Here is a 14,062-nt window from a genome sequence, read left to right as displayed (position 1 = left end):
CCGGCGCCGGGGCGCGTCCGGTCAGCGCAGCCGGTCCACGTACCGGTCCGTGCCCGGCACCGTCGGGACGAACGGCGCCACCAGCTCCACCCGTCCAAGGCCCGCCTCCTCCACCGCCGTGTCCAGGCCGGTGAAGGTGGGCTCCCAGCACTGACGCGGGTCGGCCTCCAGGAACCACAGCAGGGTCAGCCGGGTGTCGACGCCCTCGACCTGCTTGACGTACGACATGCGGTCCAGCGGCAGGGGCGTGGGCCGGAAGACCGTCACCAGCGCGGCCGGGGAGCCCGCCAGGCGCTTGGGGAGGTGACGGGCGCGCAGCCACTCCAGCAGCTCGGCGCGCTGCTCGGGTGAGGCGGCGTCGACGACCTGCACGACCAGGCCCGCGTAGGGGTGGTCCAGGGCGTGGAAGTCGCGGGGGCCGGCCGCGCCGTCGCGGTACACCGTCGCCTCGTGGTCCTGGAACGCCGTGAAGACGTGGGTGCGGTCCTGGTAGACGCGGGCGTCGCGGTTGAGGCGCTTGTTGATGCCGACGGTCCAGCGCATGTGGTCGGCGTAGCGGCCGGCGGTGATCCAGTACGTGGAGATGTAGCAGCCGGCGGTGACCGGCTGGGCTATCGCCGACTTCTCCGGGTAGCGCAGAAGCTGCAGGTCCCTGGTCGCCACCCAGCGGCGGCCCGCGTACATCCAGGGCATCGCCATCGCGCCGGCGTAGTAGTGGTCGTCCTCGTACCAGCGGTTGTAGGCGTACTCGTGGCCCGGGTGCGGTTCGACCATGGTGATCAGGGCGTGGCCGGGGCGGACTCCGTACGGGCCGACGGCGGCCAGTTCGGCGTACACCTCGCTGCGGGTGTCCTCGCTCATGCCGTTCCCTTCCTTCCTGCCTCGGACGCCCATACTCTGACGCCCCGTCAGATAATGCGCCAGAGTCAGGGAGGTCTCGATGTCACTGCTCACCGGCAAGACCGTCGTCGTCTCGGGAGTGGGCGCCGGGCTGGGCCATCAGGTCGCGGCTGCGGTCGTACGGGACGGCGGGAACGCCGTGCTCGGGGCGCGCACGGAGGCGAACCTGGCGAAGAGCGCCGCCGAGTTCGATCCCGACGGGACGCACACGGCGTACCGGGCGACCGACATCACCGACGAGGGGCAGTGCGAGGCGCTGGCCGCGCTGGCCCGGGAGCGGTTCGGGGGGATCGACGGCGTGGTCCATGTCGCCGCCTGGGACTCCTACTTCGGCGGGCTGGAGGACGCCGACTTCGCCACCTGGCAGTCGGTGATCGACGTGAACCTGCTGGGCTCGCTGCGGATGACCCGCGCCTGTCTGCCGGCGCTGAAGGAGTGCGGCGGCTCGGTGGTGTTCATCGGCACCCAGTCCGCCGTGGCCGCGCCGTCCCAGGTGCGCCAGGCCGCCTACGCCGCCTCCAAGGGCGCGCTCACCAGCGCCATGTACTCGCTCGCCCGGGAGCTGGGCCCGCACCGCATCCGGGTCAACACCGTGCTGCCGGGCTGGATGTGGGGGCCTCCGGTGCAGGCGTACGTCCAGTTCACCGCGCAGACGGAGGGGGCACCCGAAGCGGAGGTGCTGAAGCGGCTGACGCAGCGGATGGCCCTGCCCGAGCTGGCCACGGACGGGGATGTCGCCAACGCGGCGGTGTTCCTCGCGTCCGATCTGGCGCGGGCCATCACCGGGCAGTCGCTCCTGGTGAACGCCGGGGAGTTGATGCGCTGACGGTACGGTTGCAGCGGATTTAGCAGTTCACATCTCTGAACTCAGGTCATCGCACAGAACGATTTTACCTTCTGTTGACCCTACGTGCGCTTGTCGTGCCCGCGCCAGCGCACCCACCATGGGCGAGCCGTTCACAGGGCGGAACCCTGGAAGGGGTCACATGAACAGTCTCGACTGGGCCGTGCTCATCGGCTACTTCGGCGTGATGGTCGCGATCGGCGTCTGGTCGCACAAGCGGGTGGACAACGTCAGCGACTTCTTCACCGCGGGCGGGAAGATGCCCTGGTGGCTCTCGGGCATCTCGCATCACATGTCCGGTTACAGCGCGGTGATGTTCACCGGGTACGCGGGCATCGCCTACACCTACGGCGTCACGTCCTTCGTCACCTGGTCCTTCCCCATCGCGCTCGGCATCGCCATCGGTTCGAAGCTGTTCGCGCCGCGCATCAACCGGCTGCGGTCACGACTGCACGTGGCCTCACCGCTGGAGTACCTGAAGAACCGCTACGACCTGAAGACCCAGCAGGCGCTGGCCTGGTCCGGCATGCTGCTGAAGATCGTGGACGTGGGCGCGAAGTGGGCCGCCATCGCGACGCTGCTGTCGGTGTTCACGGGCATGTCCCTCAACCAGGGCATCCTCATCACCGGCACCATCACGGCCGTCTACTGCACCATCGGCGGCCTGTGGGCGGACGCGCTGACCGAACTCGGCCAGTTCGTCATCCAGTTGCTGGCCGGCGTCGCGATGTTCATCGCGGTGATCGCGGAACTGAACGACAAGGGCATCGGCTTCCTCGACGCCTGGGACCGGCCCGAGCTCCAGGGCCACGGCGAGCCGCTGGTCGGGCCGTACGGCACCGTCTTCCTGCTCGCCTTCCTCTTCATCAAGCTCTTCGAGTACAACGGCGGCATGCTCAACCAGGCCCAGCGGTACATGGCCACGGCCACCCCGTACGAGGCCGAGCGGTCGGCGCGGCTGTCGGCGATCCTGTGGCTGGTCTGGCCGGTGGTGCTGTTCTTCCCCATGTGGATGTCGCCGCTGCTGGTCGAGTCGCAGAAGGCGGACGGCTCGGACTCCTACGGCCTGATGACCGAACAGCTCCTGCCGCACGGCCTGTTGGGCCTGGTCATCGTCGGCTTCTTCTCGCACACCATGGCCATGTGCTCCTCCGACGCCAACGCCATCGCCGCCGTGTTCACCCGGGACGTGGCGCCGGTGATCTGGCGCCGGGCGCGGGCCTGGAACGAGGGGCAGGGGCTGCGGGTCGCCCGGATCACGACCGTCGTCTTCCTCGGTCTGTCCATGGCGGCGGCGACGCAGGTCAACTCCCCCACGTTCAAGGACATCATCACGGTCGTGATCAAGTGGGTCGCCGGTCTGATGGGCCCGATGGCGATCCCGATGATGCTGGGCCTGCTGCGGCCGTTCCGCCGCTCCGGCCCGACCGCCGCCCTGGTGAGCTGGTCGATGGGCCTGCTCGCCTTCTGGCTGGTCAACTACCCGATCAGTTGGCAGATCGAGGGCGGGGTGCCGCTCCAGTACCAGGTCTCCATCCCGCTGGCGGTCTCACTGGTCCTGTACATCCTCATCGGCTTCGTCAAGCCGGAGGACACCCCGGAGCGGCTCGCAATCGTCGAGCGCATCAACACGGACGACGACGGGGCCGCGGCGGCCGCCGTGCCGGCGCCGGCGGACGGGGCGCAGGACGTGGTGCGCGCGAAGGACTGAAGAACGGCGCAGGGAGCGAGAGGGCGGCCACCGGCACACCGGGGGCCGCCCTTGCCGCTGCCGGCTTGACCGGGTTCGCGTCGAAGGCGCTCAGTAGCCGTTGCCGCCGGACGTGTTGGTGTCGCTGTTCGTCGGGGCGGTGCCGCCCACGGTGAGCTCGGTCTTCATGCCCATGCCCTTGTGGTCGTCGACCGGGCAGTAGACCTGGTACGTGCCGTCCTTCAGCGTGATGGTGAGGTTCGCCGACTCCCCGGGTTCCAGCGTCCGCGTCTTCTTCTCCATTCCCGAGCCCTCGATCTCCAGGGCGTGGTCGTGGCCTCCGTCGTTCTTGGCTACGAAGGTGTAGTCACCCGCCTTCAGCGTCGACTCGGACAACTGCATCTTGAAGTCGGTCATCTTGACGTCCACCCGGGTGGCTCCCGGCTCGCCGCTTTGTTCCGGGGTCGACGACGAAGAGCCGCCACCGTCGCCGTCACCGCCTCCGCACGCCACGAGAATGCCCGCCGCCGCTCCGGCGGCCAGGGCGGGCCCGACGTTCCTGCGCACGAACGTCATGAGCGTCGTCGCCATGTCTCGGCCCTCCATGAGAAATCGTTCCTGACCAGAGGTACGGACGGACCGCGCCAGGGGATTTCCGGCAAACAGCACCAAGCGGGAGAATGGGGCCGTGATCCCGCGTGGCGCCGGGGGAATCCGTTCGGCGAGCTTCGCCGTATCCACTGGTATGCGCGGATCGGGCCTGCCACTCGGGCGGCTCTCGGACGAGGCGCTGCTGGCGGGAATGGCGACCGGCGCCCCGGAGAGTGCCCTCGCGTTCGTCCGCCGGTTCCAGCGCATGGTCTTCGGTATCGCCATCGCCGTGGTCGACGACCGCCAGCTCGCCGAGGACATCGCCCAGCAGGCCTTCGAAAGGGCTTGGCGTCATGCGCAGGTCTACGACTCCCGGCGTGGCTCGGTGAGGACCTGGCTGGGGACCATCACGCACAATCTGGCGGTCGACACCGTCCGCGCGCGCAACGCGACCCCGGTCTCCCCCGAGGACCTCGACACGCTGCTCGGCATCGTGACGCGCACGCCCGAACAGTGGGCCGTGGCCGACGAGACGGCGTCCCGGATACGGGCCGCGGTGGCCGGCCTGCCGCGCGAGCAGGGGCGTGCCGTGGTCATGGCCGGGATCTACGGGATGACCGCACGGCAGATCTCCGAGTTGGAGGGGATCCCCCTGGGCACCGCGAAGACGCGGATCAGGACGGCGATGGGGAGACTGCGGACGGTTCTCGGACCCGAGCGAGCCGATCATGACTGACCGGGACTGCGCGTGGCTGAGGGGCGTCGCCGACGAGCTGGCCCTGGGTGTCCTCCCCGGTCAGCAGCGTGCCGAGGCCATCGCCCACCTGGACCGCTGCCCCACCTGCCGCGAGCACGTCGACCGGCTGACGCTCGTCGGCGACGGACTGCTCTCTCTCCTGCCGGACAGCGAGCCGCCCGTCGGCTTCGAGACGCGGGTGACGCAGAGGCTGGGCCTGAACCGGCCGACGCGGCGGCGACCACGGGCGGGCGTGGCGGTCGCGGCCGCCGCCGCGGCGGCCCTCGGGTTCGGCTTCGGCGGCTGGGCCGTCGGTACGGCCATCGAGGGGGCGCCGGCTCCCTCCTCGGGGAGTTCGGAGCCCTCCGGCGCGGAGCACGGCCTGCTCGAAGCGTCTTTGCTGGCCCCCGACCACCGACCGGTGGGCCGGATCTTCGCCTATACCGGGTCTCCGGGCTGGATCTACATGTCGGTCGACCTCGGCCCGGACGGGTCCCGATCCGGCTCCCAAGCCGAAGAGGAGTCCGAGGCCGCCGGCTCACGCGACGGCTACGACGAATACCCGGAAGCCGGGAAGGTCAGTTGCCGACTGGAGCGTACGGACGGCACGTCGGTCCGCATCGGGGAGTTCTCCCTCGACGACGCCGGCCGGGGTTACTGGGGAGCTCCTACGCGAGTCGCCCCGGAGACCGTGTCCGGTGCCCGACTGCTGGCCGCGGACGGCTCCGTCCTGGCAACGGCCCGCTTCGCCGCGCCGCAGAGCGGCTAGGACGGAACTCCGCCGCGCGGATACCGTGCCAGCCACCCCGGCGACGACCCGGAAGGTCCGTGCAGCGCCGGGCCCTGGGTCATCTCCATGGCGAAGTCGTCGGCGAGTTCGAGCATCGTGGGGCGCCCTTCCAGCTCGGCCAGCCAGGCCGGGGGCAGGGCGGTCTCGCCGTGCAGGGCGCCCAGCAGGCCGCCGGTGAGGGCGGCCGCGGCGGCGGAGGGACCGTCGTGATTCACGGCGAGGCAGAGGCCGTGACGGACGTCCTCGCCGACCAGAGCGCAGTACACGGCCGCCGCGAGCAGTCCGTCCGCCGAGCCGTCGGCGGCGAGCTCCTCCACCCGCGCCGGGGTGGGCATGCCCTGCCGTACGGCGCCGAGCGCGTGCTGCAAGGCGTCCGACACGGGCTCGTGCCCGGGGCGCGGGGCGAGCAGTGCGAGGGCCCGCTGTACGGCGCCGTCGAGGCTCTCCCCGCAGGCGAGCCCGTGCACGATCACCGCGTACGCGCCGGCCGACAGGTAGGCGATGGGGTGGCCGTGGGTCTGCGTCGCGCATTCCACCGCGAGCTGGACGACGAGCTGCGGCTCCCAGCCGACGAGCAGTCCGAAGGGCGCGGAACGGGCGACGGCCTCGGGCCCGAGCTCGGTGGAGTTCTTGGGCGCCTCCAGCGTGCCCATGGTCTCGTCGCCGAGGCCGATCAGGAGGGCGCGGGTGGGGTCGCGGCGGGCGTAGAGCCATTCCTCGCGGGCCAGCCATCCGTCGTCCTTGCGGCGCTCGTCGGGACCCCAGTCCCGCTGCGTGGCGGCCCAGCGCAGATACGCCCGGTGCAGGTCGGTCGGCGGATGCCAGGCGCCGGTGTCCCGTCTGACCTGGGCTCTTATCAGCCCGTCGACCGAGAACAGGGTGAGCTGCGTGAGATGGCTCACGGCACCGCGCCGCCCGTACCCGAACCCCAGGTCGGCGATGCCCTCGGCGCCGTACTGCTCCTGGATCTCCTCCAGCGCGAGCCCGTCGACGGGCGCCCCGAGGGCGTCCCCGACGGCGACGCCGAGCAGCGTGCCGCGGACCCGGCTCCGGAAGTCCTGCTGCTCGGTACGGCCCCAGACGGCGCCGGCCATCGCACCCACCAAGACCTCCCCTTTGCAGCGACCGTCCGCACGACAGTTCGTCACTGTAATCGACCGCGGACGGTCGGTTCAGGGGGCGGATCGGTATGCGGGGGGTCGCAGAAGTGATCCCGATTGGTCAGCTTTTACCCGTACCAAGTGACATCAGCGTTGCAGCCACTCGTCGAGAAGCGCGGCCTCGGCTTTGCTGAGGGTGGGCAGTTCCGGCAGGAGGGTGCGGAAGGCCGCGACGACGGCCGCCGGGTCCTGGGTGGGGACGGCGGGCTCGTCGGTGAGGATGGCGCGGGCGATCGCGTCGAAGGCGGCGTCGGCCAGGTGCGGGTCGCTTTGCCCTGGCGGCAGGGTCAGCAGGGTGTGGACGGTTCCGATCCCCGCCGAGCGGATGAGGTTGACGGCGCGTTCCTCGCTCACCCGGAGCCGCCCGGCGGCGGCGATCCTGTGCACCCGCTCGGCGAGGATCTGCACGCCCTTGGCCTGTGCCGGGGTGTCGCGGGCACGGGCCGGGTCGAGCAGCAGGCCGTAGACGTACGGGTTGGTCAGGCCGAAGCCGATCTGCGTGTTCCATCCGGCGCGGAGGTCTTCCACCGGGTCGTCCGAGGGCGCGGTGGTCTGCTTGCCCGCCACATGTTCGGCGAAGACACGCTCCGCGGCGGCATCCAGCAGGTCGTCCTTGTCCTGGAAGAGGCGGTAGAGAGCAGGGGGCTGCAGCCCGGCCTCCTGGGCCACGCGGCGCGTGGTCACCGCGGCCGGCCCCTGGTCGCGCAGCAGACCGGCCGCGGCCTTCACGATGCGTTCCCGGGTGATGTCTCGCCGCTGCGTGGTCGGTGCCATGGAGACGATGGTATCGCCCATGCGTGACCGGGGATGTTATCGCTGATATCTACGATCCGCCGCCGGCGACCTGCCCGAAGAAGCTGGCGCATCCATTGGAAGTATCAGTGGTACCGTTATTTTTGTTCCACTGGAAACAACAATCCTGGAGCCACCGATGCTGATCGTCACAGGAGCCACCGGCCACCTCGGGTCGCTGATCGTCAACCGTCTGCTGGAGCGGGTACCGGCCGACAGGATCGGCGTCAGCGTGCGCGACGTGAGCAAGGCCGCCGGCCTCGCCGAGCGCGGGGTCCGAGTCCGAGCGGGAGACTTCACCGAACCCGGCAGTCTGAAGCACGCCTTCGAAGGTGCCGAGCGCGTCCTGGTCGTCTCCGCGGCCATTCGAGGCGACGGCGCGTTGACCGCCAACAGCGCCGCCATCGACGCGGCACGGGAAGCGGGCGCCCGACGCATCCTGTACACCAGCCACCAGGCCGCCTCTCCCACATCGCTCTTCCCGCCGCAGAAGGTCCATGCGGCCACCGAGGAGCACCTCAAGCGGCAAGGAGTCCCCTACACCGCTCTTCGCAACGGCTTCTACGCCTCCACCCTGGGCTACTACATCGGCGCGGCACTCGAGACCGGCACGCTCGCCGTGCCGCAGGACGGCCCGGTGTCCTGGACGGCCCACGAGGACCTGGCGGAAGCCGCGGCCCTCGCCCTGACCGAAGACGGTGCACTCGAAGGGGTCACGCCGCCGCTGACAGCCCCTCACACGCTCGACTTCGCCGACGTTGCCGACATCCTCAGCCGCATCGCCGGCCGGACCGTCACCCGGGTCGTCATGGACGACGACGAGTGGATATCGGCAGCGGTCGCCGGCGGGATGCCGCGGCCGGCCGCGGAGTTCTCCTTGACGATGTTCGCGGCGTCGCGCAAGGGCGAGTTCAACACCACCGACCCGACACTGGAAGCCACCATCGGCCACCCCGCGAAGACCGCCCACGAGGCATTGGAGGCCACCTTGCGCTCCCGGTAGACCGACGGCGGTCGGATTAACCCGACCTCAGTTCGGCCCACACCGTCTTGCAGGGGGCCGGCGCCTCGTCGACGCCCCAGCGGTCCGCGTACGCCGCCACGATCAGCAGCCCCCGCCCCGACTCCGCCTCCCCGCCCACCGCGTCCCGGACCTGCGGGATCCGGTCGCCCCGGGCGTCGGTCACCTCGATACGGAGGATGCCGTCGGAGTGGAGCAGCAGCCGCAGCCGGAAATCCCTTCCCGGGACGCGGCCGTGGAGGACGGCGTTCGACGCGAGCTCCGCCACGATGTGCGCCGCGCCCTCGAAGGGCACTCCCCAGTCGTCCAGTTGGCGTTCCGCGAGCAGGCGGGCCAGTCGAGCACCCCTTCGAGTCGTGGACAACTGAACCGTGAAGTGGTGCGTGGAAGAGGTGACTTGGGGGAGGAAATTCGGACTCATGTCACCTAGCGTGGCGAGCCGTTCCTACGCTGAACAGCGATGACCTCGGTACGGAGCGTGACTGTCCGGTCGGCCGACGGGGTCGTACGGCTCGTACGTCGGGAGGGGAAGACGTGGAGGACGAGGAGGCCGAAGCCGTTCTCAGGACGGTCGGACGGCAGATCAAGATGTGGCGGGAGGCCGCAGGGAAGAAACAGGGGGAGCTGGGCGCCGCCATCGGGTACGGCGAGGAGATGGTCTCGTCGGTGGAGCGGGGGCGGCGGATCCCGAAGCCGGACTTCCTGGACAAGGCCGATGAGGTGCTGGGGGCGGGCGGGATGCTCTCGGCCATGAAGGAGGACGTGGAGCGGGCCCGGTACCCGAAGAAGGTTCGGGACCTGGCGAAGCTGGAGGACGACGCGGTCGAGCTGGGCGCCTACGCCAACCACAACATGCACGGCCTGCTCCAGACCCCGGAATACGCACGGGCCTTGTTCGCGATGAGGCGGCCCGCCTACTCGGAGGACGAGATCGAACGCCAGGTCTCCGCGCGCATGGCACGGCGACGCGCCTTCGAGCGGATGCCCGCCCCGCACCTCACCTTTGTCCAGGAAGAGGTGACCCTCCGGCGGCCGATCGGGGGCAGAATGGTGCTACGTCAGCAGCTCGAACACCTGTTGGAGATCAGCGCGTTGAGGCACGTCGCGATTCAAGTCATGCCCACGGACCGGGAGGACCACGCGGGCATGGGCGGCTCGCTCCAACTGTTGAAACTCCGGGACGGAAAGACACTGGGGCACTCCGAGGCTCAGTTGCACAGCCGTGTGATCAGTGACCCCAGGGAGGTTCAGATCCTGGATATGCGCTATGGAATGATCCGGGCCCAGGCCCTGCCGCCCCGAGAGTCGCTGGCCTTCATCGAGAAAGTCCTGGGAGACGAGACATGACCTCCGCCCTGGAGTGGTTCAAGAGCAGCTACAGCAGCAACGACGGCCCCGAATGCGTCGAGGTCGCCATATCCCCCGCTCACGCGACCGTCCACGTCCGTGATTCCAAGGACAAGGACGGCGCCCGGCTCGCCATCGCGGACGGCGCGTGGACCGAGTTCGTGGAGTTCGCGGGTCATTCCGCGTAACGCGCCCGTACCGCCTCGCGGGCCTCGGTGACCGCCGCGAGGATGGGCGCGAGGCGGGTTCGGTCCGTGTCGGGGCCGTGCAGGATTTCGGTGAGGACGGCCGCGAGAAACGCCGACTCGTCCCAACCGGGCTCCAGTGCAAGGAAGTCGGCCAGCCCTTGGTCGGCCATGGCCCAGTCGGAAAGAGCACAGCCGATGAAGCACCGTCCCTGGGCTCGTTCCACCTCTCCCAGTTCACCGTCCTCGTGCTCCAACCGGATCAACTCTCGCCACAGAGGCTCCGCGGCCGGCGACCCTTCGAATCGGGTGACGGTCAACGCCAGTTGCAGGGTGCCGGAAAGCGGCTCGGCCTCGCTCAGCCGCTCGGCGAGCTGTCGTGCCTCCGGCCCCTGCCCGTTGTGGCGGTGCATCTCCACGCGCCGGACGTCCAGGTCGGTGTCCGGTGTCCCCGTCCTGTCCGCCTCGGTCAACCGGGGAGACACCTCGTCCCAACGGCCGCACAGCATCAGCACGTCGATGGCCGTGCGGCGCGCCCAGTCCGCCTGCGAGTCCAGGGCGACACACCGGTCCAAGTCGGCCAGAGCCTGCTCGCTGCGCCCGATGGCCAAGCAGACTCGCGCGCGCCGACTGTAGGCCCACCCGTAGTCCGGGTCCCGTTCCAGTGCCACTCGCAGGACGGCGAGTGCCTCGTCGTATCGCCCGGCCAGCCGGTAGGCATCCCCCGCCTCGGTCGCGGCCCAGCCGTTGACCGTGCCCACCTCCGCCGCTCGCCGAAGGTCTTCGAACCTGCCTTCCTGATCGGCCAGTCGGTCCCGCACGCGAGCGCGCATCACCAACGCCCAGGCGTGGTCCGGGGACAGCTCGATGGCGCGGCTGAGATCGGTCAGAGCCTCCTCGTGCCGGCCCAGCTCATGCTGCGTCCAGCCCCGGCTCGCGAGCGCCGAGACGTAGTCGGGGCTGAGGGAGATGGCCCTGCCGAGCTCGGTGACGGCCTCCGCGAAACGGCCCGCCAATCGGTAGGCGTCACCGCGTTCCGAGGCCACCCAGGGGTTGTCGGGCGCGATGCGGGCCGCGCGGTCGAGGTCCGCGAACGCCTTGTCCGACTCCCCCATGGCTCGATGCAGCCGAGACCTGCGCACGAGCGCCCACAGGTAGTCCTCGTCGAGGCTCAGTGCCTGATCGAAGTCGGCGAGGGCCTCGTCGTACTGCCCGAGCTCGTGTCGGCACACCGCCCGGCCGGTCAGATGTTCGGGGTCGGTCGGATCGAGGGCGACGGCCCGGTCGAAGTCGGCGACGGCCTCCTCGAAACGGCCCGCCAGCCGACACGTCTCCGCGCGCTCCGCGACGATCAGCTCCGCGGTGGGCGACCCATGGGCGTCGGTCAGCTCGTCCGCACGGTCGAAGGCGGCCAGCGCCGCCGGGAAGTCGTCGAGCGAGCGGTGGGCGAGACCTCGGCCGAGGTGGGCCGGGATCAGCTCCGGATCCAGCTCGATCGCCCGGTCGTAGTCGGCCAGGGACAGCTCGTACTTCCCCTCACCGCGCAGTTCCCTCGCCCGAAAGGTGTAGGCGACCGCCCGCCCGCGCGGGTCCAGCCCGGGACGGGACAGGACCAGGTCCGCCACCTTGGCCATCGCGGTCGCGTCGTCCGCGAGCGCCTCGCGCAGCAGTCGGCCCCAGTCACGCAGCCCGGCGTCGTCCGTCGCCTCGCCCGCCTCCGCCAGCATCCGCGCCCATCGGCGACCGGCCACCTCGTCGGCGCCGCACACCCACACCAGATCCCGCAGTGCCCCGGCGAGCGCCGTGCGCGGGCGGGCGCACAGCAAGTGGTACGTCTCCTCCAGCCTCAGCTCACGCCACGGCTCGTCCACCCACTCCGAATAGGCACTCAGGCCGCTCGCCGCCTCCTCGCGCCAGCGGCCGAAGACACCCGCGAGCCTGTCGTGGCGCTCGGTCCAGCCTCGTGGCGAGCGCCGCCGCTGCATCCGGAGCATCGGCTCACGCACCAGGTCGTGATAGCGCGGCCGGTCCCCGCGGTCGTCCACGAACGCAAGGCCCCGCAGCCAGCCGAAGAGCGTGTCGACGTCCTCGTCCGGGCATTCCACGGCCGCCCGGAAGACATCCACGTCAAGACGCCGGGGCAGCGCGCACGTGAGGGCCACCGCCTTGCGTACGGGATCCTGCTCCCACTTCAGAAACCGTTCGACGGCCGTGGCGCTGGGGTCGCCTATGTCGTCCGGGCCGGCGGGCCGCTGCTCGGCCAGCGTCGAGACCAGCACGGGCAGTCCGCCGGTCAGGCGGAGCACCTCCTCGACGACCGGCTCCGCCACGACTCCCCTGTCCGCGAGCAGTCCGCGGGCCTCGCTCTCCGTGAACGGGCCGAGCGGCGCGTCGGTCATGAAGTCGGCGAAGCCGCCCCAGCGGGCGGTGTCGAAGGGGTGCTGGCCGGCGGTGACCACGACGACCGTGGCGGGCAGCGTGCCGTGGCGGTCCGTGGTCATCACCTCGTGCAGCCAGCCGTCGAGGAACGGGCCGGTGCGTTCGTACGTGTCGAAGAAGAGGACGATCCAGGGCGCCGCCGTCGCCGCGTCGGACAGCTCGGTGAGCAGCGCCGGTGTGAGCACGCGCTCCGGTGACAGCACGAGCTGCACATCTTCCTGGCTCCGGAAGCGGGAGCTGAGCCCCGCGCGCAAACGGTCGGCGCCCTGCGCGAGTTGGGCCGCGTCCAGGGCCCCCGCGAAAGCACCGACGCCCGGCACCATGCCCAGTCCCACCAGCCCGGCCCGCATCACCGCCGTGCTGCCGGCGGACGGCGGCTGCGGATCGGGCTCCGGCACGGCGAGAGCGGCCTCCGCCTCGTGCCGTCGTTCCCGATGGACGGCGAGCAGACGCTCGAGGTCCTTGAACCTGTGTCCCTGCGCGGCGAACTGGCGGCCGATCACCGCCATCGCCTCCGGCACGCTGCCGACACTCTCGTCGACGTAGGCGGTCAGCGCCCCCTTCTCCCGGGCGAGCTGCTCCAGTTCCCTGACCAGGAAGGTCTTTCCGACACCGGCGTTCCCGTGCACATGAAACAGGAACCGGTGCCGCTCGTCCTCCGGCGGAACGTCGAAGTTCTCCCGGAACGCGGCCCGTTCGGCCCCCCGCCCCACGAACCCGGCACGCCTGCGCCGCCCGATCAGCTCCTGCATCGACGGCCGCGCCTGCGCCATCCCGGACCCCTCTCCATCGCCGACCGGCTTCGCTCATTCTCACTCAACTCCCTGAACGGGGCCGATGAGTGGGGGACCTGCGCAAGGCCTATCTGCACAGGACGGACCCGCGAGAGGCGGACCTGACGGACGTCAAGCTGGACGGAACGGACCTGACCGGCGTGCGTCGTCCGGAAGGGGATCTGCCGACATCGAGCCCGACCCCCACCGAGTTGCGCCAACTCCCGCCGGAAGTGGCTCAAGACGTTCCGAACACAGCGTCCGCACAGGGAAGATGACCACCATGCCTACGACACCCCCACGCCCCGCCCTCCATCTCGCCGCCACCCTGCTCACCGCGGCGGTCGCCCTCTACATCGCTCTCGTCGCCTTCGGGAACATCACCGACTTCGGGACGAACCAGCAGTTCGTGCGGCACGTCCTGGCGATGGACACGACGTTCAAGGACGACGACCTGATGTGGAGAGCCATCACCAGCAAGGGACTTCAGGACGCGGCCTACGTCGCGATCATCGTCTGGGAGACCGTCGCCGCCCTCGTGCTCATATACGGCACCTGGCTGTGGTTCCGCCGCGACGACCACCGGGCCCGCCGCTTCTCCACGTACGGCCTGCTGATGCTGATGCTCCTGTTCGGCGCCGGGTTCATCGCGATCGGCGGCGAGTGGTTCTCGATGTGGCAGTCCGGGGACTGGAACGGACTCGACGCGGCGACGCGGGTGTTCCTGTTCAGCGGCGTCGTGCTGATCGTCAACCACCTGCCGTTCGGGCAGGGCCCGCAGGCCGACGCCTGAC

General features: G+C 70.3%; 15 protein-coding genes. 9 read left to right on the top strand and 6 right to left on the bottom strand.

Annotation, left to right across the window (positions count from 1 at the left end; translation table 11 throughout):
- Nucleotides 1-21: 21 nt before the first annotated feature.
- On the bottom strand, nt 22-861 hold the full coding sequence (locus tag ACZ69Q_RS28415; RefSeq protein WP_471046882.1) for a hypothetical protein: 840 nt from the start codon (nt 859-861) through the stop codon (nt 22-24).
- 79 nt (nt 862-940) lie between these two features.
- Here ACZ69Q_RS28415 and ACZ69Q_RS28410 point away from each other — a divergent pair, with 79 nt between their 5' ends.
- Both ACZ69Q_RS28410 and ACZ69Q_RS28405 read left to right on the top strand, forming a co-directional pair.
- Nucleotides 941-1,726, top strand: coding sequence for an SDR family oxidoreductase (locus ACZ69Q_RS28410; protein ID WP_471046881.1), 786 nt, complete (start codon nt 941-943; stop codon nt 1,724-1,726).
- A gap of 160 nt (nt 1,727-1,886) precedes the next feature.
- Complete coding sequence (locus ACZ69Q_RS28405) at nt 1,887-3,455, top strand: sodium:solute symporter family protein (protein ID WP_471046879.1); 1,569 nt, start codon at nt 1,887-1,889, stop codon at nt 3,453-3,455.
- Nucleotides 3,456-3,545: 90 nt separating this feature from the next.
- Here ACZ69Q_RS28405 and ACZ69Q_RS28400 read toward each other — a convergent pair whose 3' ends face one another.
- A complete protein-coding gene (locus ACZ69Q_RS28400; RefSeq protein ID WP_471046877.1) occupies nt 3,546-4,025 on the bottom strand; it encodes a cupredoxin domain-containing protein in 480 nt (159 codons plus the stop codon).
- Between the two features lie 154 nt (nt 4,026-4,179).
- Between ACZ69Q_RS28400 and ACZ69Q_RS28395 the strand changes: the two genes are divergently transcribed.
- Together ACZ69Q_RS28395 and ACZ69Q_RS28390 are read left to right on the top strand one after the other, a co-directional pair.
- Entirely contained in the window at nt 4,180-4,761 is a 582-nt protein-coding gene (locus ACZ69Q_RS28395; RefSeq protein ID WP_471046949.1) for an RNA polymerase sigma factor, read from the top strand.
- The gene (locus ACZ69Q_RS28390; protein WP_471046875.1) at nt 4,754-5,530 is read left to right on the top strand and encodes a hypothetical protein; all 777 of its coding nucleotides are present in this window, start codon (nt 4,754-4,756) and stop codon (nt 5,528-5,530) included. The genes ACZ69Q_RS28395 and ACZ69Q_RS28390 overlap by 8 nt, the downstream gene beginning before the upstream one ends.
- On the opposite strand, the gene ACZ69Q_RS28385 is transcribed toward ACZ69Q_RS28390, so the two are convergent.
- Nucleotides 5,527-6,654 carry an ADP-ribosylglycohydrolase family protein gene (locus tag ACZ69Q_RS28385; protein WP_471046874.1) on the bottom strand — a complete coding sequence of 376 codons (1,128 nt, stop codon included), beginning with the start codon at nt 6,652-6,654 and terminating at the stop codon, nt 5,527-5,529. The two genes, ACZ69Q_RS28390 and ACZ69Q_RS28385, sit on opposite strands and share 4 nt — an antisense overlap.
- A gap of 144 nt (nt 6,655-6,798) precedes the next feature.
- Nucleotides 6,799-7,485, bottom strand: a complete 687-nt coding sequence (locus tag ACZ69Q_RS28380; protein WP_471046872.1) for a TetR/AcrR family transcriptional regulator — start codon at nt 7,483-7,485, stop codon at nt 6,799-6,801.
- 157 nt (nt 7,486-7,642) lie between these two features.
- Here ACZ69Q_RS28380 and ACZ69Q_RS28375 point away from each other — a divergent pair, with 157 nt between their 5' ends.
- Nucleotides 7,643-8,506 (top strand): NmrA family NAD(P)-binding protein, encoded by an 864-nt coding sequence (locus tag ACZ69Q_RS28375; RefSeq protein WP_471046871.1) that lies wholly within the window; start codon nt 7,643-7,645, stop codon nt 8,504-8,506.
- A gap of 16 nt (nt 8,507-8,522) precedes the next feature.
- On the opposite strand, the gene ACZ69Q_RS28370 is transcribed toward ACZ69Q_RS28375, so the two are convergent.
- Complete coding sequence (locus tag ACZ69Q_RS28370; protein ID WP_471046869.1) at nt 8,523-8,945, bottom strand: ATP-binding protein; 423 nt, start codon at nt 8,943-8,945, stop codon at nt 8,523-8,525.
- A 113-nt stretch (nt 8,946-9,058) separates the two neighbouring features.
- Between ACZ69Q_RS28370 and ACZ69Q_RS28365 the strand changes: the two genes are divergently transcribed.
- Nucleotides 9,059-9,871 (top strand): helix-turn-helix domain-containing protein, encoded by an 813-nt coding sequence (locus ACZ69Q_RS28365; RefSeq protein WP_471046868.1) that lies wholly within the window; start codon nt 9,059-9,061, stop codon nt 9,869-9,871.
- Complete coding sequence (locus ACZ69Q_RS28360; RefSeq protein WP_471046866.1) at nt 9,868-10,059, top strand: DUF397 domain-containing protein; 192 nt, start codon at nt 9,868-9,870, stop codon at nt 10,057-10,059. Before ACZ69Q_RS28365 ends, ACZ69Q_RS28360 begins: the two co-directional genes overlap by 4 nt.
- On the opposite strand, the gene ACZ69Q_RS28355 is transcribed toward ACZ69Q_RS28360, so the two are convergent.
- Nucleotides 10,047-13,268, bottom strand: coding sequence for a tetratricopeptide repeat protein (locus tag ACZ69Q_RS28355; protein ID WP_471046864.1), 3,222 nt, complete (start codon nt 13,266-13,268; stop codon nt 10,047-10,049). The genes ACZ69Q_RS28360 and ACZ69Q_RS28355 overlap by 13 nt on opposite strands.
- A gap of 68 nt (nt 13,269-13,336) precedes the next feature.
- On the opposite strand from ACZ69Q_RS28355, the gene ACZ69Q_RS28350 reads away from it, so the two are divergent.
- The gene (locus ACZ69Q_RS28350) at nt 13,337-13,546 is read left to right on the top strand and encodes a pentapeptide repeat-containing protein (protein WP_471046862.1); all 210 of its coding nucleotides are present in this window, start codon (nt 13,337-13,339) and stop codon (nt 13,544-13,546) included.
- A 5-nt stretch (nt 13,547-13,551) separates the two neighbouring features.
- Complete coding sequence (locus ACZ69Q_RS28345; RefSeq protein WP_471046860.1) at nt 13,552-14,061, top strand: DUF2165 domain-containing protein; 510 nt, start codon at nt 13,552-13,554, stop codon at nt 14,059-14,061.
- Nucleotide 14,062: the final 1 nt, after the last annotated feature.

The sequence above is a fragment of the Streptomyces sp. NPDC036764 genome, assembly GCF_055609385.1.
The sequence above is the reverse complement of the archived record's forward strand: the minus strand, read 5'-3'. Positions and strand labels throughout refer to the sequence as shown.

Excerpts from the sequence above, each read along its gene's own strand:
- ACZ69Q_RS28415 (WP_471046882.1), bottom strand. The coding sequence starts at position 861 with ATGAGCGAGGACACCCGCAGCGAGGTGTACGCCGAACTGGCCGCCGTC.
- ACZ69Q_RS28400 (WP_471046877.1), bottom strand. The coding sequence starts at position 4,025 with ATGGCGACGACGCTCATGACGTTCGTGCGCAGGAACGTCGGGCCCGCC.
- ACZ69Q_RS28380 (WP_471046872.1), bottom strand. The coding sequence starts at position 7,485 with ATGGCACCGACCACGCAGCGGCGAGACATCACCCGGGAACGCATCGTG.
- ACZ69Q_RS28345 (WP_471046860.1), top strand. The coding sequence starts at position 13,552 with ATGCCTACGACACCCCCACGCCCCGCCCTCCATCTCGCCGCCACCCTG.
- ACZ69Q_RS28355 (WP_471046864.1), bottom strand. The coding sequence starts at position 13,268 with ATGGCGCAGGCGCGGCCGTCGATGCAGGAGCTGATCGGGCGGCGCAGG.
- ACZ69Q_RS28390 (WP_471046875.1), top strand. The coding sequence starts at position 4,754 with ATGACTGACCGGGACTGCGCGTGGCTGAGGGGCGTCGCCGACGAGCTG.
- ACZ69Q_RS28375 (WP_471046871.1), top strand. The coding sequence starts at position 7,643 with ATGCTGATCGTCACAGGAGCCACCGGCCACCTCGGGTCGCTGATCGTC.
- ACZ69Q_RS28370 (WP_471046869.1), bottom strand. The coding sequence starts at position 8,945 with ATGAGTCCGAATTTCCTCCCCCAAGTCACCTCTTCCACGCACCACTTC.
- ACZ69Q_RS28410 (WP_471046881.1), top strand. The coding sequence starts at position 941 with ATGTCACTGCTCACCGGCAAGACCGTCGTCGTCTCGGGAGTGGGCGCC.
- ACZ69Q_RS28405 (WP_471046879.1), top strand. The coding sequence starts at position 1,887 with ATGAACAGTCTCGACTGGGCCGTGCTCATCGGCTACTTCGGCGTGATG.
- ACZ69Q_RS28395 (WP_471046949.1), top strand. The coding sequence starts at position 4,180 with ATGCGCGGATCGGGCCTGCCACTCGGGCGGCTCTCGGACGAGGCGCTG.
- ACZ69Q_RS28360 (WP_471046866.1), top strand. The coding sequence starts at position 9,868 with ATGACCTCCGCCCTGGAGTGGTTCAAGAGCAGCTACAGCAGCAACGAC.